At 45.3% G+C, this 21,506-nt stretch carries 28 protein-coding genes and 1 pseudogene; 25 read left to right on the forward strand and 4 right to left on the reverse strand.

Annotated features, from left to right (window positions below):
- The first annotated feature begins 126 nt into the window (after positions 1-126).
- The 17 genes and pseudogenes from RS881_RS41515 (at position 127) to RS881_RS41595 (ending at position 11,372) form a co-directional block, all read left to right on the forward strand.
- A complete protein-coding gene (locus RS881_RS41515) occupies positions 127-321 on the forward strand; it encodes a hypothetical protein (RefSeq protein WP_315816160.1) in 195 nt (64 codons plus the stop codon).
- On the forward strand, positions 318-1,886 hold the full coding sequence (locus tag RS881_RS41520) for a SusC/RagA family TonB-linked outer membrane protein (RefSeq protein WP_315816161.1): 1,569 nt from the start codon (positions 318-320) through the stop codon (positions 1,884-1,886). Before RS881_RS41515 ends, RS881_RS41520 begins: the two co-directional genes overlap by 4 nt.
- Positions 1,853-2,308, forward strand: a complete 456-nt coding sequence (locus tag RS881_RS41525; protein WP_315816162.1) for a hypothetical protein — start codon at positions 1,853-1,855, stop codon at positions 2,306-2,308. The genes RS881_RS41520 and RS881_RS41525 overlap by 34 nt, the downstream gene beginning before the upstream one ends.
- Positions 2,281-2,601, forward strand: coding sequence for a TonB-dependent receptor (locus tag RS881_RS41530; RefSeq protein ID WP_315816163.1), 321 nt, complete (start codon positions 2,281-2,283; stop codon positions 2,599-2,601). Before RS881_RS41525 ends, RS881_RS41530 begins: the two co-directional genes overlap by 28 nt.
- The gene (locus RS881_RS41535; protein ID WP_315816164.1) at positions 2,598-3,323 is read left to right on the forward strand and encodes a TonB-dependent receptor; all 726 of its coding nucleotides are present in this window, start codon (positions 2,598-2,600) and stop codon (positions 3,321-3,323) included. The genes RS881_RS41530 and RS881_RS41535 overlap by 4 nt, the downstream gene beginning before the upstream one ends.
- A 25-nt stretch (positions 3,324-3,348) precedes the next feature.
- Positions 3,349-3,699 (forward strand): hypothetical protein, encoded by a 351-nt coding sequence (locus RS881_RS41540; RefSeq protein ID WP_315816165.1) that lies wholly within the window; start codon positions 3,349-3,351, stop codon positions 3,697-3,699.
- A 41-nt stretch (positions 3,700-3,740) separates the two neighbouring features.
- Entirely contained in the window at positions 3,741-5,258 is a 1,518-nt protein-coding gene (locus RS881_RS41545; protein WP_315816166.1) for a RagB/SusD family nutrient uptake outer membrane protein, read from the forward strand.
- A 26-nt stretch (positions 5,259-5,284) separates the two neighbouring features.
- The gene (locus RS881_RS41550; RefSeq protein ID WP_315816167.1) at positions 5,285-6,013 is read left to right on the forward strand and encodes a hypothetical protein; all 729 of its coding nucleotides are present in this window, start codon (positions 5,285-5,287) and stop codon (positions 6,011-6,013) included.
- 38 nt (positions 6,014-6,051) lie between these two features.
- Entirely contained in the window at positions 6,052-6,192 is a 141-nt protein-coding gene (locus RS881_RS41555; RefSeq protein WP_315816168.1) for a hypothetical protein, read from the forward strand.
- Positions 6,193-6,383: 191 nt separating this feature from the next.
- A pseudogene (locus RS881_RS60660) lies at positions 6,384-6,506 on the forward strand (DUF5118 domain-containing protein); the annotation flags it as partial.
- Complete coding sequence (locus RS881_RS60665) at positions 6,489-8,588, forward strand: zinc-dependent metalloprotease (RefSeq protein WP_350340303.1); 2,100 nt, start codon at positions 6,489-6,491, stop codon at positions 8,586-8,588. The pseudogene RS881_RS60660 and the gene RS881_RS60665, both read left to right, overlap by 18 nt.
- Positions 8,589-8,659: 71 nt before the next feature.
- A complete protein-coding gene (locus tag RS881_RS41570; RefSeq protein ID WP_315816169.1) occupies positions 8,660-8,860 on the forward strand; it encodes a hypothetical protein in 201 nt (66 codons plus the stop codon).
- Between the two features lie 111 nt (positions 8,861-8,971).
- Positions 8,972-9,205: a hypothetical protein gene (locus RS881_RS41575; protein ID WP_315816170.1), complete on the forward strand. Its 234-nt coding sequence runs from the start codon at positions 8,972-8,974 to the stop codon at positions 9,203-9,205.
- A gap of 89 nt (positions 9,206-9,294) precedes the next feature.
- On the forward strand, positions 9,295-9,645 hold the full coding sequence (locus tag RS881_RS41580) for a hypothetical protein (protein ID WP_315816171.1): 351 nt from the start codon (positions 9,295-9,297) through the stop codon (positions 9,643-9,645).
- A gap of 50 nt (positions 9,646-9,695) precedes the next feature.
- Complete coding sequence (locus RS881_RS41585; RefSeq protein ID WP_315816172.1) at positions 9,696-10,361, forward strand: S8 family serine peptidase; 666 nt, start codon at positions 9,696-9,698, stop codon at positions 10,359-10,361.
- Complete coding sequence (locus RS881_RS41590) at positions 10,286-10,606, forward strand: S8 family serine peptidase (RefSeq protein WP_350340002.1); 321 nt, start codon at positions 10,286-10,288, stop codon at positions 10,604-10,606. Before RS881_RS41585 ends, RS881_RS41590 begins: the two co-directional genes overlap by 76 nt.
- Positions 10,607-11,024: 418 nt before the next feature.
- A complete protein-coding gene (locus RS881_RS41595; protein ID WP_315816174.1) occupies positions 11,025-11,372 on the forward strand; it encodes a hypothetical protein in 348 nt (115 codons plus the stop codon).
- A 541-nt stretch (positions 11,373-11,913) separates the two neighbouring features.
- Here the strand turns inward: RS881_RS41595 and RS881_RS41600 are convergent.
- On the reverse strand, positions 11,914-12,750 hold the full coding sequence (locus RS881_RS41600) for an SGNH/GDSL hydrolase family protein (RefSeq protein WP_315816175.1): 837 nt from the start codon (positions 12,748-12,750) through the stop codon (positions 11,914-11,916).
- A 324-nt stretch (positions 12,751-13,074) separates the two neighbouring features.
- Between RS881_RS41600 and RS881_RS41605 the strand changes: the two genes are divergently transcribed.
- The gene (locus RS881_RS41605) at positions 13,075-13,716 is read left to right on the forward strand and encodes a S24 family peptidase (RefSeq protein ID WP_315816176.1); all 642 of its coding nucleotides are present in this window, start codon (positions 13,075-13,077) and stop codon (positions 13,714-13,716) included.
- A 130-nt stretch (positions 13,717-13,846) separates the two neighbouring features.
- Here the strand turns inward: RS881_RS41605 and RS881_RS41610 are convergent, their stop codons facing one another.
- Positions 13,847-14,428: a hypothetical protein gene (locus RS881_RS41610; RefSeq protein ID WP_315816177.1), complete on the reverse strand. Its 582-nt coding sequence runs from the start codon at positions 14,426-14,428 to the stop codon at positions 13,847-13,849.
- 372 nt (positions 14,429-14,800) lie between these two features.
- Between RS881_RS41610 and RS881_RS41615 the strand changes: the two genes are divergently transcribed.
- From RS881_RS41615 to bsh, 5 genes are all read left to right on the forward strand, one after another.
- Entirely contained in the window at positions 14,801-15,505 is a 705-nt protein-coding gene (locus RS881_RS41615; protein WP_315816178.1) for a TonB-dependent receptor plug domain-containing protein, read from the forward strand.
- Positions 15,506-15,614: 109 nt separating this feature from the next.
- Positions 15,615-16,457, forward strand: coding sequence for a TonB-dependent receptor domain-containing protein (locus RS881_RS41620; protein WP_315816179.1), 843 nt, complete (start codon positions 15,615-15,617; stop codon positions 16,455-16,457).
- A complete protein-coding gene (locus RS881_RS41625) occupies positions 16,448-17,122 on the forward strand; it encodes a TonB-dependent siderophore receptor (protein ID WP_315816180.1) in 675 nt (224 codons plus the stop codon). The genes RS881_RS41620 and RS881_RS41625 overlap by 10 nt, the downstream gene beginning before the upstream one ends.
- 166 nt (positions 17,123-17,288) lie before the next feature.
- Positions 17,289-17,696: a linear amide C-N hydrolase gene (locus tag RS881_RS41630; protein ID WP_315816181.1), complete on the forward strand. Its 408-nt coding sequence runs from the start codon at positions 17,289-17,291 to the stop codon at positions 17,694-17,696.
- Positions 17,645-18,337, forward strand: a complete 693-nt coding sequence (bsh, locus tag RS881_RS41635) for a bile salt hydrolase (RefSeq protein ID WP_315816182.1) — start codon at positions 17,645-17,647, stop codon at positions 18,335-18,337. Before RS881_RS41630 ends, bsh begins: the two co-directional genes overlap by 52 nt.
- Before the next feature lie 17 nt (positions 18,338-18,354).
- Here bsh and RS881_RS41640 read toward each other — a convergent pair whose 3' ends face one another.
- A complete protein-coding gene (locus tag RS881_RS41640) occupies positions 18,355-19,023 on the reverse strand; it encodes a sensor histidine kinase (protein ID WP_315824776.1) in 669 nt (222 codons plus the stop codon).
- 91 nt (positions 19,024-19,114) lie between these two features.
- Complete coding sequence (locus RS881_RS41645) at positions 19,115-20,290, reverse strand: tetratricopeptide repeat protein (protein ID WP_315816183.1); 1,176 nt, start codon at positions 20,288-20,290, stop codon at positions 19,115-19,117.
- Positions 20,291-20,809: 519 nt separating this feature from the next.
- Between RS881_RS41645 and RS881_RS41650 the strand changes: the two genes are divergently transcribed.
- Both RS881_RS41650 and RS881_RS60670 read left to right on the forward strand, forming a co-directional pair.
- Positions 20,810-21,253: an RNA polymerase sigma factor gene (locus RS881_RS41650; protein WP_315816184.1), complete on the forward strand. Its 444-nt coding sequence runs from the start codon at positions 20,810-20,812 to the stop codon at positions 21,251-21,253.
- Positions 21,254-21,282: 29 nt separating this feature from the next.
- On the forward strand, positions 21,283-21,417 hold the full coding sequence (locus RS881_RS60670; protein ID WP_350340304.1) for a hypothetical protein: 135 nt from the start codon (positions 21,283-21,285) through the stop codon (positions 21,415-21,417).
- Positions 21,418-21,506: the final 89 nt, after the last annotated feature.

Here is a 21,506-nt window from a genome sequence, read left to right on the forward strand (position 1 = left end):
AAAGCAAGATAAAAGCCTTCAGACCTTTATTGTTATACCTAAAACTAATTGCGAATTTATGCAATCTGTCGTGTTTTTCAAAGGATACGATGTTTTTCGTATCCGTCCAGCCAAATTGTAAAAGTTATGAGATTGATTTCTTTCTTTATGCTTGTCCTTTGTATGCAGGTGGCTGCAAGGTCTGAGGGGCAAACAGTGAGTCTCTCGGCAAAGAACTCGAAGATCATCGAGGTGCTGAAAGCCATCAAACTCAAACCGGGTACAGCATCATTGCCGGCCAACAGGAACTGGATAAAGTTGGCCAGGTCAGCATTTCGGTGAAAGACATGCCACTGGCTGATGCTTTGAAACTGGCACTGAAAGGGAGCGGTATCGACTTTATCATTCAGGGCCGTACTATCACGCTGATCGAAAGCAAAACGCCTTTGCCGCCGCCAGGAAATGCTGCAGAGCCGGAAACAGCAGTGATGCTGATCACGGGAAAGGTAATTACCTCCGCCGGTGTTCCGCTTTCCATTGTTTCCGTTGTCAACCTTACTACAAAAAAAGGAACGGTCACCTCCGCAGATGGAACTTACAGGATCGAAGCCGTGCAGGGCGAGATACTGTTGTTCTCTTACGTGGGTTATAAGAAGCACCAGGTTAAAGTAGGTAAGGCCACCATCATCAATGTTGAGATGGAAATAGTGGGCTCATCGATTGAAGAATATGTAGTTACCGGTTACCAGACCATGAACAAGAGAGATATGGTTGGCTCCTCGGCAACTGTGAAAGCAAAGGACATATTCAACCCCGCTTCAACCACCATCGATGAAATGTTGCAGGGGCAGATGGCAGGTGTGATGGTCACCAATTCAGGAAGCAGGGCCGGTAACACACCTGCTGTGGAAATACGCGGAACATCCACCTTCCTGGGCAATAAATCGCCGCTTTGGGTAGTGGATGGCATTATACAGCCAGATCCCCTGAAACTCGAAGGGAATGCTTCGCTGATGAGCGAGCTGAGAAATATTATCGGCAACCAGGTATCCTGGTTGAATCCGCTGGACATTGAATCGATCACTGTTCTGAAAGATGCGTCGGCCACTGCCATCTATGGATCGAAAGCATCCAATGGTGTAATCGTTATCACAACAAAAAAGATTGCCAGGGACAGAACTTCGATCAATTATAACGGCTATGTTTCCATGACCGGCCGACCTGGTTACAACCGGTTCAACATGATGAATTCGCAGGAGCGGATCCTCACCTCTGAAGAAGCGCTCAACTGGGGTACTCCTTATACTTTCCTGCCACTGAAGCAAATGAATACATTCGAAGGCATTCACAGGATGTATCTCGAAGGAAACATTTCACTGGAAACCTATCTGGCACAAAGGGGAAAACTGGAAAGCAGCAACACAGACTGGTTGGACATCCTTGCCCGCAATGCCGTTTCTCAAACCCATAACGTGAGCGTATCCGGTGGTACATTCAGAAACAGTTACCGTTTTTCACTTGGATACAATAATGTACAAGGACAGGAAACAGGAAATGATAATAAACGGTATACTGCCAACCTGGTGATCAACTCCCGTTTGACAGACAAGATCACGCTGAATACCTACCTCAACGGAACGATGACCCAAACCAACAGTTTTGCCCCATTGGTAAACCCGTTGAACTATGCACTGACCACCAGCCGCGCCATACCTGCCTATGAAGACGATGGCTCCCTGCTTTTCTACAATACAAGGGCTTCGTATGCGCTGAATACAAATCGCGAAGCATATGGCTTTAATTTAGTGAATGAAAGGAATAACAGCGGCACTTCTGCAAAGAATACACAGATCAATGCCGCCATCGATTTTCAATGGAAGCTGACCCCTGGCTTACTTATCAATTGAGAGGAGGATTATCTGCATCCAACCTGACCGGCGAAAGTTATTCAGGCGCCAGGACCAATTATATCGCCAGGACTTACCGTGGCTATGATTACAGCGAATTTGCGCCGGGAACTGCCGAGTTCAAATCTGCGATCCTTCCATACGGCGGTCAGTTGTATACCAATAATGCAAAGCAAACAACCAGTAATATCACCAATCTCCTGCAGTTAACGAAAGAGTTCAACAGGGTACATCGCATCAATGCGATGGTAGGGCAGGAGATCAGGTCCAATGAAGAAACTACCATTGCCAACACCGTTTGGGGGTATATGCCTGAAAATGGAAACCTGCTGGCAAAACCCACACCGCTCAGAAATTTAGTGCCGATCACCGGTACTTATCCACCGGACTGGGGGTGTTCGATGCCCTGTATTCAGACCTGAATCCATCCTGGAGCAAGAACAGGAACCTGACCAATTTCGCTTCCTACTTTGCAACATTTGCCTATTCTTACAAGAACCGCTATGTATTGAATGCGAATATCCGGAACGATATGTCCAACCGCTTCGGGCAGGATGTAACCAAACGATTCGATCCCAACTATTCATTCGGATTATCCTGGGATATTTCGAAGGAGCCCTGGATTGAAAACAAATTACCTTTTGTGGATATGATGCGCCTGCGCGGATCTTATGGCATCAGGGGAATGCGCTCACCAACAGGAGCAATGAATTGATACTCCGCCTCGGCGCACTCGACAATACCTATTACGATTTCCTGAACAGGATTTATCAGTTGCCGAACTTCAACCTGTCGTGGGAGAAAACCACCGACTGGAATATCGGTTTCGATATGGGTCTCTTCAAAGGAGTGAATATCGTATTCGATTATTATTCCAAGAAATCGAACGTGATCCTGCCGCAGAACCTTCCGTATGAATATGGATTAGGCCTCAATACCATGGACATCAACGGTGGACGTATCAACAACCGTGGCGCTGAAATTGCTATCGAGTGGCTGCCGATCAACAAGAAAGACCTCTACCTGATGGTCCGCGTCAATTCGTCCAGGAACTTCAATAAGGTTGGAAAGGCTGTAAGAGAGACCACGATGTATGAATTTCTGCAGGGTAGCAGCAGCAAGATCTTACGCGAAGGTTATCCGGTTTCAGGATTCTGGTCCTTTTCCTATGCAGGTTTGAGTGGTGTGGACGGAAGGCCGCTCTTCAACAATATAGATATGCCTGCTGATCAGAAAAGCACTTTTGTTGATCCGCTCAGTTTCCTGGTGTATTCAGGCGAAACGACGCCAAATTTTACCGGCGGTCTCAATATCAATTTCAGGTATAAGAATTTATTGTTCACGAGCCAGTTTGCCGCTTTGTTTGGAGCCAAAAACGACTGTCATCACCTTATTCCGGTTTCTCCAGCGATGGAAGAATGCCGGCCCCAGAAGTGAATTTTGACAGGGAATTGCTGGACCGTTGGAAAAACCGGGCGATGAAGCCTTTACGAATATCCCAGCCATGATCCGCGGAACGGATTACCGGTACGAGTTGCCCAACCTCATAAGGTACTCCTGGCTGGATATGTGGGCGAGATCCGATATGCGAGTGATCGATGCATCTTTCCTGCGTTGCCGTCAACTATCGCTTGCCTGGGAATTCGACGAGAAATTCTGTAAGAGAATAGGTGCAACCAAACTAAATCTGAATGCCAGTGTGGCCAATCCATTTGTGATTGCCAGCAGCCGGCTCAACGGGTTCGATCCTGAGCTGCCCGGCAACCAGGTAATGCCGCGCACTTACACACTTGGCTTAAATGTTAACTTTTAATGGTATCTGCAATGAATACGAAATCGAAACTTATCATACTGTTGTTCACATTGGGTTCCACCGCGGGCTGCAAGAAATTCCTTGAGCCGCAATCCCAGCAATATTTTGTACCCAAAGACGCCAGCGCTATCAACAGCATGCTGCTGGGCAACGGGTATCCGCGCAATCAGGTGGACTGTGGTGAGATCACTGCGGGGCTTCAGGTACTGGACGATGATATCGCCCTCACTACCGGTACGGCTGCCATTGTCAGCGATGCCAGTTTCTACAATGCACTTTTTCATACGTTTACCTGGCAGGCGGAAATGCATACGCAGATGCGCGACAATGGCGGATACGGAAAGTATAAGAACCTCTGGGACCTTACCTATAAACTGATACTGGGTACCAATGCAGCGCTGGATTATGTAGATATTGTAGAAGGAACGAAATTGGAAAAAGATAAAATAAAGGCACAGGCTTATGCTTTGAGAGGCTTTTACTTTTTTCATCTGGTGAATCTTTTCGGAGAGCCCTATAACTATAACCCACAATCTCCGGGTGTACCTTTGAAGCTGTCGAGCAAGATCGAATATGAAGAGATACCCAGGAATACCGTTAAAGAAGTATATGACCAGGTTGTGAAAGACCTGAAGGAAGCAGAAAGTTATTACCTGCAATTGCCGGAGTCTTCACAGTTTGCGCCTGATTTTCGCACCAGCCTGCCGATGGTGCAACTGTTGCTGTCGAGGGTTTACCTGTATATGGAAAACTGGAAAGAGGCGGCCAGCTATGCGCAACAGGTGATCAGGGACAATCGCTTCAAATTGCTTGATCTCAATACCCTGCAATTGGCGCCTGCTGGCTCCAGGAGGCTTTATCATCCTTTCACTTCTTTCAAATCTCCGGAAGTGATCTGGCTCTTTGGCTTCAATTCACAGGATATCACACCCTGGGTATACAGCAACACTTTCCTCACTTCGGCCTATAAGACCGAGCGTTATTTTCTTGCATCACCTGCATTGGTGAACAGTTTTGAAACAGGCGATCTCAGAAAGGAATGGTATATCAACAGGGATCAGGATAATGACAATGTATTCCTCGCGTATGGAAAAGGAGTGCCTTACCTCACCAATTCAAACCTTTTAATGGGAGAAGTATTCTCGCGTGCATTCCGTATTTCGGAAGCTTACCTGAATCTTGCCGAAGCCGGGGCCATGTCGGCTGAAGTAGGCGCCACAGTGGCTACCGATGCGTTGAATGCGCTTCGTATCAAACGTTTCAAACCGGGAAACTATATGCCCGTATCCGGCCTAACCGGAGAGGCCCTTGTTCAGCTGGTGCGGGAAGAACGCCGCATGGAATTATGCTATGAAGCACATCGCTGGTTCGACCTTCGCCGTTATGGAATGCCCGGCATTACCCATAGCTGGCGCGTTGGGCTCAATGCTGCCAACCCGCTCAATACCTATACCCTCAAAGAAAAAGACCCTGCTTACACGCTTCCCATACCCGAAGAAGTGATGAATAGGAACAGGGCGCTCCAACAAAATAAACTGGCGCCTAAAAGAGATAATTAGTATTACCAAAACAGAAATACTGAAAAATGAAACAGATCTTTCTATATATATCAATAGCGGGAATGCTGGTACTGGCTTCCTGTTCCAAAGAAGCGGCAATTGTTCCGAGAGAAGATTCTCCATTCGGCACGCGTTATGAATTCCCGCAGGGGAACCATGCCTATGATGCCGCAGCAAAAGAAGTCTTCGATCAATTCGGCATTCGTTTTATTTATACGGGCTTCGACTCAACCCATCTGAACCGAGCCTGGCAGGGCTCCACCCAGATCTATAGTGGAAAGCCACTCAATGATGAGCAGGCAACCTATCAAATAAATTTCCTGAAAGACAAAGTATTCAGTTTCCTGAAACCTGAATATGCAAAAGATATATTTCCTCCCTACCTGTATCTGGTGTACAACTATTACTATCCTTCAGGAACCAGTAAAGTATATAACACAGTATACCCCGGTGGTGTGGATTTTTGGGTGAACGCCCTGTTCACTGAAGCGCAAAGCGCACCACCGGTGCCTGCCGCAAAATTGAAAGAAACGAGGGTGAAGATATTGGCCCATGCAATCAAAATTGCTTACGACAGGAAAAAGATAAATGATGCGCCTGCATTCCATTCTCTCTTCGATTATGTAACAGAGATCAAGCAATACTCCTTCGAAGGGGAACATTTTTCAGGTACCGGGGATTCCTGGGAGACCTGGATGCAACCGGCTATGCATTTTCTACCTATCTGCCAATTGGAGCCACTATCAAATACCTGACGCCTGCCTATAATTTCAAAGGGTATGTATTTCTGTGCATGCGCTATACAGCAGCAGAGCTCCAATCGCTCTACCCTAAAGCCACCTATCCCAAAATTCACCAGGCAAGAACTGCCATGATCAATTATTTTAAAGACAATTATGGTTTGGACCTGGAGGCCATAGCCCAACCCGTATAAAGTAATTCCTTAAATAAGGCGATTTAAACAGTAAAGTGTATGAAAAAGAATCTATTTGCATTCTTCGGGGCATTATTGTGTATATTATTTTACACAAATGCTTCAGCTCAGTTGTTCGGTAAGAAAAAAAGCGCGCCCCTGTAACAAATGCTGCTCCCGCAAAACCCTATGTAAGGGAATCTGATTATGAGAAGCTGTTGAAAGGAGCACAAAAAGCAGCAAGCAATTTTGTAACCCTTTACAAGGTGAAGGAAAAAGTGTATTTCGAAATTCCGGCGAAATACCTCAACCGGGAAATGCTGATAGCTTCCACCCTTAGTGAGGTGTCCGACAATAGTTTTGGCGTGGTAGGTTATAAAGCGAACCCACCCATACACGTGAAATTTGTGGTGGAAGATTCGATTGCTTTTTTACAGCAGTTGAATGTAAGAGTAACATCGGATGATAACAGTGATGGAGGAAAAGAGGCTATCAGTAAGAACTTTGGTACATCTGTAATTGCCAAAAGCAAGATCGAAGCCTGGAATAAAGACAGCAGCGCTATTGTGGTGGATTTTACCAATCTGTTCCTGTCTGACTTCAGGGCCTTCAGTTTTTTCTCACGCGCGGGATTTCTGACCGGAGAATTCAAAAGAGACAACTCCGCCCTGGGGGCTATCAAAACATTTGACGATAATTTTTCCATCACATCAACTTTGTCTTATGAAATGTCTATCAAAGTGTTGTTCTTCACACTTTTAGACAAATACCCCGTTTCTGCAAAAGTGACAAGGTCTTTCCTCTTGCTACCCGAGGACAAAATGACGCCACGCATCGCAGATGCACGCGTGGGTATATTCCCTACCGAGAAATTGCAGTTTTCACAGCAAAAGGATGGTAGTTTCAAATATGCTTTGGCCAACCGCTGGCGCCTGGAGCCTTCTAACCCTGAAGCCTACGCACGGGGAGAGAAAGTGACGCCCGTAAAACCGATCCTCTTCTATGTAGACAATGCTTTCCCCGGCAAATGGAAAGAGCCCATCAGGAAGTCTGTTCTTCACTGGAACACTGCCTTTGAAGCGATTGGTTTCAAAGACGCCGTTCAGGTGAAGGATTTTCCTGTAAACGATCCCAGCTTCGATCCGGACAATCTCAAATACTCCTGTATCCGTTACCTGCCTTCTTCCACGGAGAATGCCATGGGACCTTCCTGGGTTGATCCCACAACCGGCGAGATCATTTCTGCCACTGTACTCGTATACAATGATGTGGTGCGTTTGCTGAATAAATGGCGTTATGTGCAGACGGCGCAACTGGATGAAAGTATCCGCAATGGAAAATTGACTGATGAGCTTTTCAATGAGTCGATCGAATATGTGGTGGGTCATGAAGTAGGGCACTGTCTTGGCTTCATGCACAATATGGCTTCTTCCAATGCATTCCCGGTAGACTCCCTGAGATCGGCGACTTTCACACAGCAATATGGCACCACCCCGTCTATCATGGATTATGCGCGTTTCAATTATGTGGCACAGCCGCAGGACAAGCAGGTTAAACTTACACCTCCTCAACTGGGCGAGTATGATTATTTCCTGGTAAAATGGAATTATCAACCAGTGCCCGGAACCAAAACAGAATGGGATGAACAGGCAACGCTCGAAAGCTGGGTGGATGCCAAAGCCGGCAACCCCATCTACCGCTATGGAAAGCAACAAATCCTTTCCCGTTATGATCCCAGCTCCATAGAGGAGGATCTCGGTAATGATCCTGTAAAGGCCAGTGAATACGGTATTCAGAACCTGAAGTATATTCTCTCCAACCTCAACAACTGGGTGAAGGATGATCCCGATCACAGCTACCGTCAGGGGATATATGATGAGATCATGAATCAATATTACCGTTATATCCGTAACGTCATGTACAATGTGGGAGGCATCTACCTGAACGAGGTAAAAGATGGCACTGCCGGTAAGCTGCACCAGTCCGTTCCAAAAGAGCTGCAAAAAAATGCGCTGAAATGGACGCTGAATCAATATCGCCAGGCAAACTGGTTGAACAATGCTGAACTGAGAAAAAAACTGTCACCTGGCCTCGATCCAGCTGTATTGTTGAGAGGAAAATTGCTTGGCGAGCTCAAAAAATTGACAAAAAATGTTTTGTTATCATCCCATATTTCAGATAATCCTTACGGGATCGGAGAATACCTCAATGACCTGTATACAGGTGCATTCGAAGGCACAATTGCAGGGCGTAAATTGAACGCCAGTGATATCAGTCTGCAAAATTTTGTGGCCGATATGGCGCTTGAGCCTTTTGAAGAAAAGAAATCCACCGGGCTCTTTGGACTGAATGATCAGGCGTTTGCACCATCCTCGATGAAATTGTTGCTTATGATCTTGACCCTACAGGATTTGTAAAAAAATATGCGGAACAGATCAGGAAAATCGAAAATAAAGAAGGCGAAGGGACATTCACCACAAAGATGTTGTTGGAGCAATTCGGAGACAACCCGGGTTTTCAAAAAGAAGTAACCACAACGGCAATTGACAATGGTAAGTTGTACCTGCTGGATATTGCACTGAAGATCCAGAAGCTGGCAACTGCAAAAGCAAGCACTGCTACCGGTGATGATAAGCTGCATTACCAGGCATTGGCCCTTCAGATCAATAAGGTGCTAAAGAATAAATAGAAAAGGTATCAGCTTATTAACACTCATCCAAAATAGAATAATGAAACGAGTTCATTTGACCCTATTGTCTTTTCTTGTGTCTGGCTTTGCTTATTCGCAGAATAAAACGCAGTGGAAAGCCCCGCTGGCTGGGAACAGCTAGACCTGGAGCAGGATTCCGTTTGGGGTTCCTCCATCAATAAGGCATACGAATTCCTGAAACAGTTCACGCCCAGGCAAAAAGTAGTGGTAGCCATTGTGGATGCCGGCGGTGATGTGGATCATGAGGATCTTAAAAACAAATTATGGGTTAATAAAGGGAGATCCCAGGTGATCATATCGACAATGATCATAACGGTTATGTAGATGATATTCATGGCTGGAACTTTGTTGGTTACCCGGATGGGAAACAACAACAAAGAGGAATACTGGAATCGAACCGTGAATTTATAAGATTGAAAGGGCGGTACCTGGATACCAATACTACACAATTCTCAAAAAAAGAGTTGAAAGAGTATCGCTATTTCAAAGATGTAGTAATGACCAAACCGGGCCTTGCCAGTACATTTCATAAGGTTGCTGAAACAGAACTTTATTTGAAATATGTACCAGGTTTTACCAGGCAGTTGAAAGAGAAGTGTACCAATCCGGAAGAAGAATTCACTTTTAGAGCAAGCTTTAAGATCAGTCCATCCGATAAAGATGATAAGGTTGCAAAGAACGCATTCTATTTCTTCGGAAACAAATTGCGTGGTCTGCCGGTTTCAAAGTGGGATTCCATTGTTGCTCAAAAGGGAACTGGGTAAAAGAGGCCCGCCAGGAATTCGAGGAAGTTTGCCTGTCAAATCAAAAGTATGTGGATAGTCTTGCTGTCATCGATCCACATCAGACCGATCTGAAAAAGCGCTATTATGGAAATCCCAATCTCTTAGCCAGGAGCGCAGATCATGGTACGCATGTGGGCGGCACCATTGGAGCAGAACGGAATAACGGGATCGGTATGGATGGCATTGCCGATGCTGAGCTGATGTTTGTTCGTATCCTTGCTTACTTCGAAGATGAAACAGACAAGAATGTGGCAGCCGGTATTATGTATGCCGTGGAAAATGGCGCCAAAGTTATCAACATGAGTTTTGGAAAATACCTGACACCACATCCTGAACTGGTGTATGCGGCTTATCGCTATGCGGAAAAGAAAGGCGTATTGCTGGTTCATGCAGCCGGCAATGATTCAAGAGATGTGGACACACATATCCATTATCCATATAAGAAAATTGCCCAAAAGCGGGCTGTTAAGAATGTAATAGAGGTAGGGGCTTCCACCTGGCAGGGGCAGCCGTCTTCTTTCAGTAATTATGGAAAGAAGTCCGTAGATGTTTTGCTCCCGGTAGTGATATCTATTCCACTATTCCCGGCAACAAATATTTATCCCAAAGCGGTACAAGTATGGCTACGCCTGTGGTATCCGGTATTGCAGCCTTACTGTGGACTTATTTCCCTGACCTTACAACCGAACAAATGATCGATATCCTGAAGAAGAGTGTAGTGTCCCGTAAAGGAGTTCAGGTATTGGCTCCGGGCGGATCAATACAGGGAGAACCCAAAATCGATTTTGGTGAGCTTTGCAGTTCCGGTGGCATCGTTAATGCTTATCGCGCCGCTCAACTGGCTGCCCAGGTAAGCAAGCAGAAAAACATTAGAATAATGGATTACATCCGGTCAACTCTTCACCGGAACCTTATCATGAAAAATGAAACGTTGGGCTGACCTTGAATGGTCGGCCCATACTTTCATATGTCCCGGCAGGCAAAATTTAGTGGTCACAATTCCTTCCAATTGCGTAAGAAAAGTGACTACCAGAAGTCCACAAAAACCATTGACTCGTACTAAGAGGAAGGCAAATCCCTATCATAGGCTATGATAATCAATTTCGGTTAGCCTGCTGATTTAGGGTGCTCCATGTATGCTACAGTTCCTGTGACAAAAATAAAATCCACCCACTGGATTGTTTATGTCCGGTAATTCACTTACGTAATTGGATATCCGGTCATGGTTTAGCTAAAAACGCGCTGTTAGGGTGTTTTTTTATGCCCTGTTGCAAAAATAAACTTCTACCCACTGGGTACGATATGGGTAAATCGGCCCAGGCAAATGCCGCAGCTTTGTGTCATCAAAATTGATGTATATGACAAACACACTCAACATAGCTGGACGGGATGGTAGCGTAATGGTACCTGTATTGTATGAAACTGGTAGCCGGATTGCCTGCCTACTCTATCCGGATCCCCAGGGAATCCCAGAGGAATACTACCCCGCCAAGGCAATACCCAGGCAATACTTAGGCAATACCCAGGCAATACCCCCGCAAAAAAACAGCCATACCGGGCGAAGTGGGCACGATTGGGTGCATGGCCTTTTCCGGCTATATAAAGATTTTATCAGTTGGACCGGCCAATGCATTCTATTACTTAACACACAAAAAACAGCAAAATGGAAAATGAAGAACCAAAGGTATAACTGCAGGCAGGATTAGGAACGATCCTGGTTTCGGGCGTACACGGGATAACATGGCTGAATTTGGAAGAGCAGGTAAAGTCGCCAGCATCGCGCGCAACCTGTTTTGCGACCTCACCGCGTATGCAAAGGACGTCAACCTACAGGCAAGGCTGTTGACCGTCCTTAAGCGCGCACGCTCTGCTGATAGGGTCAGTAAAAGGTGGGAACGTACGGTTACCAAGGGCGGCCCAATGCAGTTGAAGGGTTTCAACTGCAACGCACGTTCGTCACTCAAATCTCCCTTTTTGCGAAGTGCCCTGTAACAATCGACCGGGTAACAGGCAAGGCCGTCATCATGATACCTTCATTCGTAACTAAGGTGATGGATACCCCTCTGACCAAGTACCTCATGATTGAAAATAATGTGTAAGCATGGAGAAATAAAGTCCAGCAGCTGTGTTCCCATCGCTATAAGGTTTACCTTCGCCATCCTTACACATTATTTTTAAACCTCGCAAGATGTACTTGCTCCGGGGTTACCTTGTTCGGATTTCTTTAGATCGTCACATTGTTGGTAATCAGGAATTGCTTGGCATAATTATACATGCTGTCATGACCGGCCTGGTTCGGGTGAACATCTGTCGGTATAACCCCGGAAGGATACCCAGGTTCTCAAAAGGTAAGTAAAGCGTCTTGGGATCGCTGCGTGTGGAAACGATATTCTGCAGGATCGTCCGGTAAACTACCATTTGCGCTTCTCCTGAATTGTCTTTCACAATGGGGGCACAAACTATAAACCAGGCATTGGGATGGTACACTTTCTCCCGGTTGAGAATATTTTCAATACTACTCGTAAACACAGTATCCGACGTATCCGGATTGGTGCCCAGCGCCACCAGCACAACATCAGCATTGTCGCAGTAACTCCATCCGGTAATAGAAGCCCGGTCCATTCCTTCAGCAGTAACACCACCTACCGCTTTATTGATACCTTTTACATCCTTTGTAGCGCCATAATGGTTGAAAACCACTTGAGAAAACCAGGAGCCATAAGGCTTTGCATTGGTGGAAGAAGAATTGGCCCCTGCCGATATACTATCACCCAGGATCTTAATAGCCTTAGGAGCATACATATTCCGGTTCATAAATAACTCATAACTGCTGTAGGAAACAGTAATGGTAATGGGGCCCGACGATCCGTTCCTGTAGGCAATGAAGAGAAACTGTATAACCTGGTTGTATAACAACATCGTATCCAGGTCCAACGTCTGCATTACCCCTCCCTTTAGGTTCAGGTGTAAATTGGTTACCCCCTTTAGATCCTGGTTACTGGCATTCAGGAACCCATTGGCAAGTCGGATGTTCAACAAGATCTCACAGTCAATCGAGGTAGTAATGTAAAGCTTTTGATCCATTGGTTGAAAGTGCCACCCGTAATAAATGTTTTGGATAAAAGTACATTTCCGATCGAAGGTGCACTGTTAGTTGCTTCACCAAGCTTTCCCCGGAAGGAGTACCCTCTGTTCTAAGAATTCTTTCGAGTTCCATTGTCATATTTATTGGTTTTTATTAAGTGACGGATTCTTTTGAGGCTGCCGCTAGAGTATGAGATAGTTTTTATATGTCAATCCTTTGTATTATATTTGTTGTATCCTTACCACTCAAATATACAACTTTTATACAACTATCATTATACCCGGTTTAGTATTTTAAATTCCTTCATTACAACATTGTTGCAAATGCTCACAAAGCTACAAATAGAGGCCTTTTACAAAGATTTCGAGTCACTTAGCTTGAGGTTTCCAGTCGCTGCTCTTTCAAAAGCAACCGGGGAAAGCAAAGGCAATGTGAGCCGGTACCTTTCCAGACAAGCTGATCCCAGTGAGGCTTTTATTAAAAAGTTTTATGATAGTTTTTATGAAGGAGCCCCTCCAGTTGTGGATTCGTTAACGGAAAAACCAATACCTTATTTTGTAACCAGGAGAAACAAAAAGATTGGGGACGATCTGGATAACCAGGGTATCTTCTTTGTACCCATTGCCGCACAGGCAGGCTACGCACGTAATTACAATGATCCCGTCTATCTACAGGAACTGAGCATGTTTACCTTACCTGGATTTCCTTATCGCGGAGAAAACTATAGAGTGTTTGAAGTAAAAGGCGATAGCATGCAGCCTACCTATAAAGAAGGCTATCACCTCGTATGCGAAAAGATAGAACAGGACCAATGGATGCAAATTGCCAATTTCTACATCTACGTGATCGTGCTGGAAAACGATATACTGGTAAAACGCTTATACAAAAGGATACAGCCAACTTTATTGCCATTAGCGACAATGAAGAGTTCTACCCACAATTTACCGTCCCTGCTGCCGAGATGAAAGAGCTTTGGCTCGTGAAAAGAAAAATGGATTGGGAAATGGCCCCGCCGAAAAAGTTTGAGATAAAATTATAAGGCTGGTCCTCCATCTTCTCCAACAATTCAATGGAATTTATACAGATGAACTGGAATCACTCCAGGTTAGCCTTTTGCAGTATTTCAACAAGGTCCTTATCCAGGTCCAGCCAATATCTAAGTTTTGAGTCAATTATTTCCATCACAGCAGGGCTATCTTTATAGAATTCCTTTACCTGGCTTTTAAACTGCTTGTTCACCGTATTCTTTAAAAACAGGTAAGTATTACCCGGCCTTTCAAATGTATAAAATACCTGTTTGGAACCAAAAGTTCCTTCGGTGTTATGGAAACCGTAATAGTAAAGACTCGATTTAGTACCAATGTAAAAGGCAGCCAGAAATCTTCTCGACCCATTTTTGATAGGTTTCGATACAAAGACATACTTGTGGCCCTTATACAAAAACCCATAGGCATTAATATCTTCTGGCAGGTATTTTATGATCCCCTTTATACTATCCATTACTTCAACTTTTTCATTGAGATCATTATTCTGTTGACCCAATATCCCTTTCTTGATCTTAATTTGGGCAGCAATCGTATCATTGGCTTGTGTTACATAATATCCTTGTGCAGTAGTTTGCCCACTAGCGTAGCAGGCCGAAAACAACAAAATTAAAGCCGCTGAAATACCTTTCATGTTATTTGCTTATTAATACGATATTACTAAAAATACAGGAGCAATAATCAGCCCATTGCTACCCGATAGCCCAATTTCCCCCAATCTTTTCCAACCCGTCAGCGCCCGCCTCAAAGGAATACATGAGCCAACTTTTTCCCGGTTACGCATATTTTTTTCCTGATTGCGGAACAGGGTTTTTAAGCCTATGAAACACCTTGCGCCTTAATCACACCTAATCTCAAAGTTTACCAATGGCAAAGCTACTGCTTATTCTTAGTACCCTTTATCCTCTCTTACCCTGTTGGGGCAGCCCTACAATGGAAATAATGGCGTTATTAAGGGCACTATCACCACCAACGACGGAAAACCCGCCCCTATGTTACTGTAAAGGTGGAACACAGTCCCTGGTCAGGCATCAGCGACGAAAACGGCACCTATATAATTCCCAGCGTAAAGCCGGGCAATTGGAAGGTCAAGGCCTATGCAGTTTCCATTACCACTGAAGTAAAGAAGGTAACTATTGCTCCCAACCAAACTGTGGTCATCGATTTTGTGCTCAACCAAAATGCTACCCAATTGGAAGAAGTAGTTGTTTCTTCTAAGAACCTGAATAGAGCCAACCGTTTCGTAGCCAAAATGCCGCTGAAGAACCTGGAGAATCCCCAGGTATACAGTACTGTTTCGGCCGAAACCTTCAAGCAGCAGGGGATTACCAACTTTGATGATGCCATGCGCAATATACCCGGCATCAGCAGAACCTGGGAGTCAACCGGCCGGGCAGGCGATGGCGCTTCCTATTTTGCTTTAAGAGGCTTTGATGCCCAGCCCACCATGTACAATGGACTGCCAGGCATTACCAGCGGCAACCTCGATCCCGCCAATATAGAAGAAATTGAGGTCATCAAAGGCCCTTCAGGCACCCTGTTTGGCGGTAGCTTCTATAGCTATGGCGGTATCATCAATACCATTACCAAGAAACCCTACTTCACTACAGGCGGAGAGATTGCCTATAATTTTGGCAGTTTTGGCCTCAACAGGATTACCGCCGATATCAATACCCCCTCAGCAAAAAAGATAAGATCGCCCTGCGCGTAAATGCAGCCTATCATTCAGAGAACAGCTTCCAGGATGCAGGATTCAAAAAATCATTCTTCATAGCCCCTCACTCGTATATGAGGTAGACGACAAACTATCCTTCCATTTCATGGCCGGGATACTGGAAGAAGAAAGAGCTGTAGCTCCCGTATTTTTCCATTCCGACCGCGAAAGCCCGCTTACCTTTAAAAACATAAAGGAGCTTAACCTCAACAATTCACTATCCTTTACCAGCAACGACATCACCATCAAAAATCCCCGGTATAATTTCCAGGGACAAATGATCTACAAACTATCCGACAGGTGGACCTCACAAACTGTTTTTTCAAGAGGAACCGTTAAATCGAACGGATACTATACCTATATATGGGATGATCCCTCTGTATGGGACGATGTAGCAGGAGATAAATATTTCAGCCAGTATTTTCACAATGAAAATCAAACCACCATTACCACCGACATCCAACAAAACTTTAATGGCGACTTCCGCATAGGCGGCATGCGCAACCGCGTATTGGTAGGTCTCGATTATTTTAGCCGCAATGTGATCAACAATGGTTCCGGTTGGGCCTGGGCCAGGAATGTAACACCACAGGGCGAGGTAAATTATTTAGATAATGAAACAGGCAACGCCCACGATCCCGTTTACCTTACCAAGCCTTCTGTTGACCAACTCATAGCCAAAAGCGGGGAGACCAACAGCAACATCAGCAATTATACCTACAGCGCTTATGCCTCCGATGTACTGAATATCTCCCGCCGCCTGATGGCCATGGTGAGCCTGAGAGCAGATTATTTTGATAATAAGGGAGAAAAGAGTACCAGGCAGGGTAAATATGACCAGACCTCCCTATCTCCCAAATTTGGCATCGTATACCAACCCGTACCCGACAAGGTATCACTCTTTGTCAATTATATGAATGCCTTCATCAATGTGGCCCCTTGCCCATAGCCGATACCCTCGGCAATAGCAAAGGCACCAGGTCATTCCGGCCCGAACATGCCGATCAACTGGAATTTGGTGTTAAAACCAACTTATTTGCCAATAAACTAAGCGCCACCCTGTCCTTCTACAATATTAAAGTAAGTGACCGCGTAACGGTTGATCCATTAAACAGGAACGATTACAAGCAAGGCGGTAAGGTAGAAAGCAAGGGCGTTGAACTGGACCTGCGCGCTTTCCCCATGGCCGGTTTAAGCATCATTGCCGGATACAGCTATAACGACATCAAAGTAAAAGCAGGTAACAAGAATGATTTTTATGCCGAAGTAGGCAGTGCACCCGGCGGCCAGGGCCCTCCTAACCTCGCCAACCTCTGGGCTAATTATAAATTCCAATCCGGAAAGCTGAAGAATTTCGGCATCGGGGTGGGTGGTAACTATGCCAGTCAGTATAAAGTGATCAACAATACCACCACAGGCGATTTCTTCCTGCCCAGCTATACCCTGATCAATGCAGGTATTTCCTACAATGCCGAAAAATTCTCCATTGGCTGCAATGTTAACAACCTCACCAACGAGGTATATTATATCGGCTACTGGTCTGTAAACCCCCCAGCGTCCTCGCAACTTTGTGGCCAGCTTTTCTTATCGGTTTTAACCAACACATTTCCATAAACTGGCAATCAAGCCCTAAAAGGGGTGTCTTATTTTGTGAGACACCCCTTTTTATATAGTCAGGCTTAACAAAAACAACCTACATGGCATAATTAATCTATATTACCAGTTATTCCGCCTCACCTCCCTTCTACCGTAGGCATCTGTTAACTTAAAAGATCACAGTATGACTACTTTCAAAGCCGCTTTATTGACAGTTGTAATACAGTTGGGCAGCGCCCTCTACATGAGTTTTGCCTGTACGCGGGTTATGTACAAAGGACTCAACAATATTATCCTCACCGCCCGGTCAATGGACTGGAAAGAAGATATCCTTACCAATCTATGGATCTTTCCCAGGGGTATAACCCGAAACGGCGTAGCGGGCCCCAATTCCTTACAATGGAAGGCCAAATACGGCAGCGTAGTAGCTTCGGGTTACGATATCTCTACTACCGATGGCATGAATGAAAAAGGGCTGGTAGCCAATTTATTGTGGCTGGCCGAATCGGAATACCCTTTTATGATGGTAGGAAACCAGGCTTGTCTGTTTCAGCCTGGACACAATATGTATTGGACAATTTTGCCACTGTAAACGAAGTGGTTCAGGAGCTTTCCAAAGAAACATACACAGTGGTAACCGATAAAGTGCCTGGCCAGGATCGAATGGCAAATCTCCATCTTTCTGTTTCGGATGCATCGGGCGACAATGCCATTTTTGAGTACATAAAAGGCAGGTTGATCATCCACCACCACCAGAGCTACCTGGTTATGACCAATTCGCCGGCTTATGAAAAACAACTGGCCTTAAATGAATACTGGCACGAAATAGGCGGCACTGTTATGTTGCCGGGCACCAACCGCGCAGCTGATCGATTTGTAAGAGCAGCCTTTTACACAGAAGCAATACCTAAAACCGATAATACACATGTTGCCATTGCCAGTGTGTTCAGCGTGATCAGGAACTGTTCTGTTCCCTATGGCATCACCACGCCAGGACAGCCCAATATTTCCTCTACGCGGTGGCGGTCAGTAGCAGATCATAAGAACCTCGTCTATTATTTTGAAACTGTACTTACCCCCAATACCTTCTGGATCAACTTTAAGGATGTTGATTTTTCAGCAACGGCATCTGTTAAAAAGCTGGGCATATCCAATGGAGAAACCTATGCCGGCAATGCAGCAGGAATGTTCAGAACCAGTGCACCTTTCAAGTTCCAGGGTCTGGACAATTAGCAGGCTCCCTGACTGCATTAGGCCACATACAGCAGTGGATCCGTCTTGAATTCAATATGGATCGAAGTGCCGCCCGGAGAAGAATCTATATCCACCTTTCCCTGGAAAGCTTTCATTCGTGCGTGAAGGCTCGTAATCCCCAACCCCATGGCCCGACCGGTATCAGCAGATTCAAACCCCTTTCCATTATCTTCCACCGTAATGCTGATCATGTCCGCATTAAATACCAGTTGCACAAGTACCCGCGTAGCTTCTGCATGTTTGATCACATTATTGATGAGCTCCTGGATCGTTCTATACACCATCAATTCAAAATGGTGATTGAACCGGACCGGCGATCCATAAGATTGAAAGTCGATGCCCAGTTGATGGTTGCTGGTGAATTTCATACAAAACGTCCGTACCGCTTCCTGTAGCCCCTGCTCATACAGTATTACGGGCAATAGGTTATGCGCCGTTTCCCTGATCTCCGCCGTAGCATCTTTCAGCAACGTAAGCGATTCCCGGTAGGCGGGAATCAGCGGCAACTGCCCCACCTGGTGCCCCAAAGAGTCCATATTCAGCCTGGCTGCCGACAATATACTTCCTACCCCATCATGTAAATTGCGGGCAATACGCGTACGCTCCCGCTCCTCTCCTTCCATCATCGCTTTCACTGCCAGCAGTTCATGTTCTTTACGGATCATCAACCACTGCAATTTTTGTTTCTGCCTGAATCCAAGCCATATCAACATACCAATGATCACCAGCGTGATCAGTGAAATGATCGAAAAACGATTACCATATCTTTTTCTTCAAGGTCGACCGTTGGTGCTCAATAGCCAGTTGCTTTTCAGCTATTTCCTTATCCTTTTGAACCGTACGGTATTTTGTCTCCAGTTCATTAGCCTGCGCCAGCATACCTTCATTGGCAATACTATCATTGTACAACACGAATTGTTGAAATGCCGCCATGCTTTCCTCATTCATCCCCAGTGACGAATACACCTGCAACAGGTTGCCATAAGCTTTAAACAATCCTTCTTTACTGCCTAATTCTTCAGCGATCTTTATACTCTTCAGCAAATAATCCCTGGCTTTGCGATAATCCTTGGTTCCCTTATACATTTTGGAATAACATAAAAAGACCTGCATCAGGTAATAAGGCCTGCCAGATTTGAGTGCCAGTCTTTCAGCCTCCCGCAGGTAATATGCAGCCGAATCCATTTTCCTGAAGTCAATATACGCATCAGCTATATTAGACCTGATCGTGCTTTGCGAAATCAGGTCATGCTGCGAGTCCGCAAATGGTAAAGCCGCCAGTTTCATTTGTAAACTCTCTTTCTTTTTGCCCATGGAATGATAAGCAATACTCTTATTATTAAGTATGCGCGTAAGCATTACACTATCCTTGTTCTCCCTGGCAATTCCCTCCGCCATTTTAAAATAGCCCAGGCTTTTTTCATATTGATCCATACTATGTAAAGTATTCCCTATGCCATCATAAGCCCTGGCCAGCAAACCCGGGGCGGCTGCTTTTTCAAAAGCAGCCGCCCCTTTCAGATACCAGCCAATAGCTTCATCATACTGATCCTGGAAATAATACAGGTTGCCCGTATTATAAAAAACCTTGCCCAGGTCTAACTGACTGCTTAGTAAAGAAAAATATTTCACTGCCGTATCATAACAGGCCCTGGCCACTCCATATTCCCCTTTATCCTGATGCACTCCTCCTATCAGGAAGGCGCTTTTGCCCATTCCATAGACATCGTTTATTTTGCTACTTACTATAGCAGTCTGCTGCAAGATGATAACAGCCGTATCATTGTTATAATCCAGGAGATCATTACCATACTTCAGCAGATTCCTGACAAGCGTGGTATCTTCTTTGGCGCCTTTTATCAACGGTTGATACCGGTTATGAACGTCCTGCAATGACTGCGGGAAAGCCGTTACAAACAGCAGGAGCGACAAACTCGTCAAAAACCAATTTTTGCGGAAAAGTATTACCGAGGTTACTATCATGTTCAATCGACTAAAAGCCCCAATTTAAGAAGGATTTTTTTACTATATGAGTTGCAGCTAATAGTCGGCGCCCACCCCGGGAAGTTGAGCAAGAAATTCCGGCAATTCATTCGCCTGCTTCAACAATTCATACACCCTATTTTCCCCATTTACCGGATATAAGAGAAAGTAAATTAACTTATAATACAATAATTATCAACAATATATTAGTTAAATAAATACACCCTGCATTCACCTTGCCCACCAGCCCCAATCCCTTCCATCCCCATTTACCCCTCTTAAAAGGACATTTGTTGCACTACAGGCGCTTTTTATGAGCTGCCTGTAAACGAGCCACAAATATATTTTGTCCATACTCATTATGCAAAAACAAGCACTAAAACCCCTTACCCGGAAATTTGATTTTGCAGAATAGCCCATTTGCCATCACCTTCGCATCATTGATCAAGCTACGTTAAACAACTCCCATTGGCCCATCAAGACAACCAGGCAACCTTGCCTCCCGACGAAAGATTATTATTCAACATGATTACCACAGGTGATGAACAGGCCTTTGAAAGCTTATTCAATCTCTTCTTACCCCGTCTGCATCCTTTCATCCTGAAATTTACCCGGTCAGAAACAGCCGCACAGGAAATTATCCAGGAAACCTTCATCAGGCTCTGGCTCAACAGGGATAAATTGGAACAGATAGATAATCCTGGCGGCTGGTTATTTAAGGTAGCCTCCAACGAGTGCTATACCTATGCCCGCAAAATGGTATTGACCAATAAGTTTTCACAGCCCCTCCCAATAGAATCCGAAGCCACTGCCCATGCCACCCATGAATGGTATGACCTCAAAGAACTGAACCAGCTCATTGTCGATGCCGTGGATCAATTGCCGGCACAGCGCAAAAGATCTACCAGCTAAGCCGCGATCAGGGGAAAACCATTCCGGAAATTGCAGAAGCCCTGCAACTGTCTCCCAATACCGTTAAGAATGCCCTGGTGGCCGCTCTTAAATTTATACGGGAATACCTGGCCCAGGCTGGTGTTACCCTGTCCATTCTCCTATTCCTTTTCGGAGAAAAATAATTTTGGACGCCGATAGTCCTAAATGCCCGCTCGCGCTTCTTATTAAGGCAGAGGCGCCCGGCACATGATAAAAGCGAAGATCAATGGAA

This window comes from Paraflavitalea speifideaquila, assembly GCF_032395985.1.
In the GTDB taxonomy this organism is placed as follows: domain Bacteria; phylum Bacteroidota; class Bacteroidia; order Chitinophagales; family Chitinophagaceae; genus Paraflavitalea; species Paraflavitalea speifideaquila.

Coding starts and splice junctions, on each gene's coding strand:
- RS881_RS41595 (WP_315816174.1), top strand. CDS start 11,025: ATGACAAACACACTCAACATAGCTGGACGGGATGGTAGCGTAATGGTA.
- RS881_RS41605 (WP_315816176.1), top strand. CDS start 13,075: ATGCTCACAAAGCTACAAATAGAGGCCTTTTACAAAGATTTCGAGTCA.
- RS881_RS41525 (WP_315816162.1), top strand. CDS start 1,853: ATGGAAGCTGACCCCTGGCTTACTTATCAATTGAGAGGAGGATTATCT.
- RS881_RS41630 (WP_315816181.1), top strand. CDS start 17,289: ATGACTACTTTCAAAGCCGCTTTATTGACAGTTGTAATACAGTTGGGC.
- RS881_RS41590 (WP_350340002.1), top strand. CDS start 10,286: ATGGCTACGCCTGTGGTATCCGGTATTGCAGCCTTACTGTGGACTTAT.
- RS881_RS41600 (WP_315816175.1), bottom strand. CDS start 12,750: ATGGATCAAAAGCTTTACATTACTACCTCGATTGACTGTGAGATCTTG.
- RS881_RS41610 (WP_315816177.1), bottom strand. CDS start 14,428: ATGAAAGGTATTTCAGCGGCTTTAATTTTGTTGTTTTCGGCCTGCTAC.
- RS881_RS41640 (WP_315824776.1), bottom strand. CDS start 19,023: ATGATCCGTAAAGAACATGAACTGCTGGCAGTGAAAGCGATGATGGAA.
- RS881_RS41620 (WP_315816179.1), top strand. CDS start 15,615: ATGGCCGGGATACTGGAAGAAGAAAGAGCTGTAGCTCCCGTATTTTTC.
- RS881_RS41550 (WP_315816167.1), top strand. CDS start 5,285: ATGAAACAGATCTTTCTATATATATCAATAGCGGGAATGCTGGTACTG.
- RS881_RS60665 (WP_350340303.1), top strand. CDS start 6,489: ATGCTGATAGCTTCCACCCTTAGTGAGGTGTCCGACAATAGTTTTGGC.
- RS881_RS41515 (WP_315816160.1), top strand. CDS start 127: ATGAGATTGATTTCTTTCTTTATGCTTGTCCTTTGTATGCAGGTGGCT.
- RS881_RS41555 (WP_315816168.1), top strand. CDS start 6,052: ATGCGCTATACAGCAGCAGAGCTCCAATCGCTCTACCCTAAAGCCACC.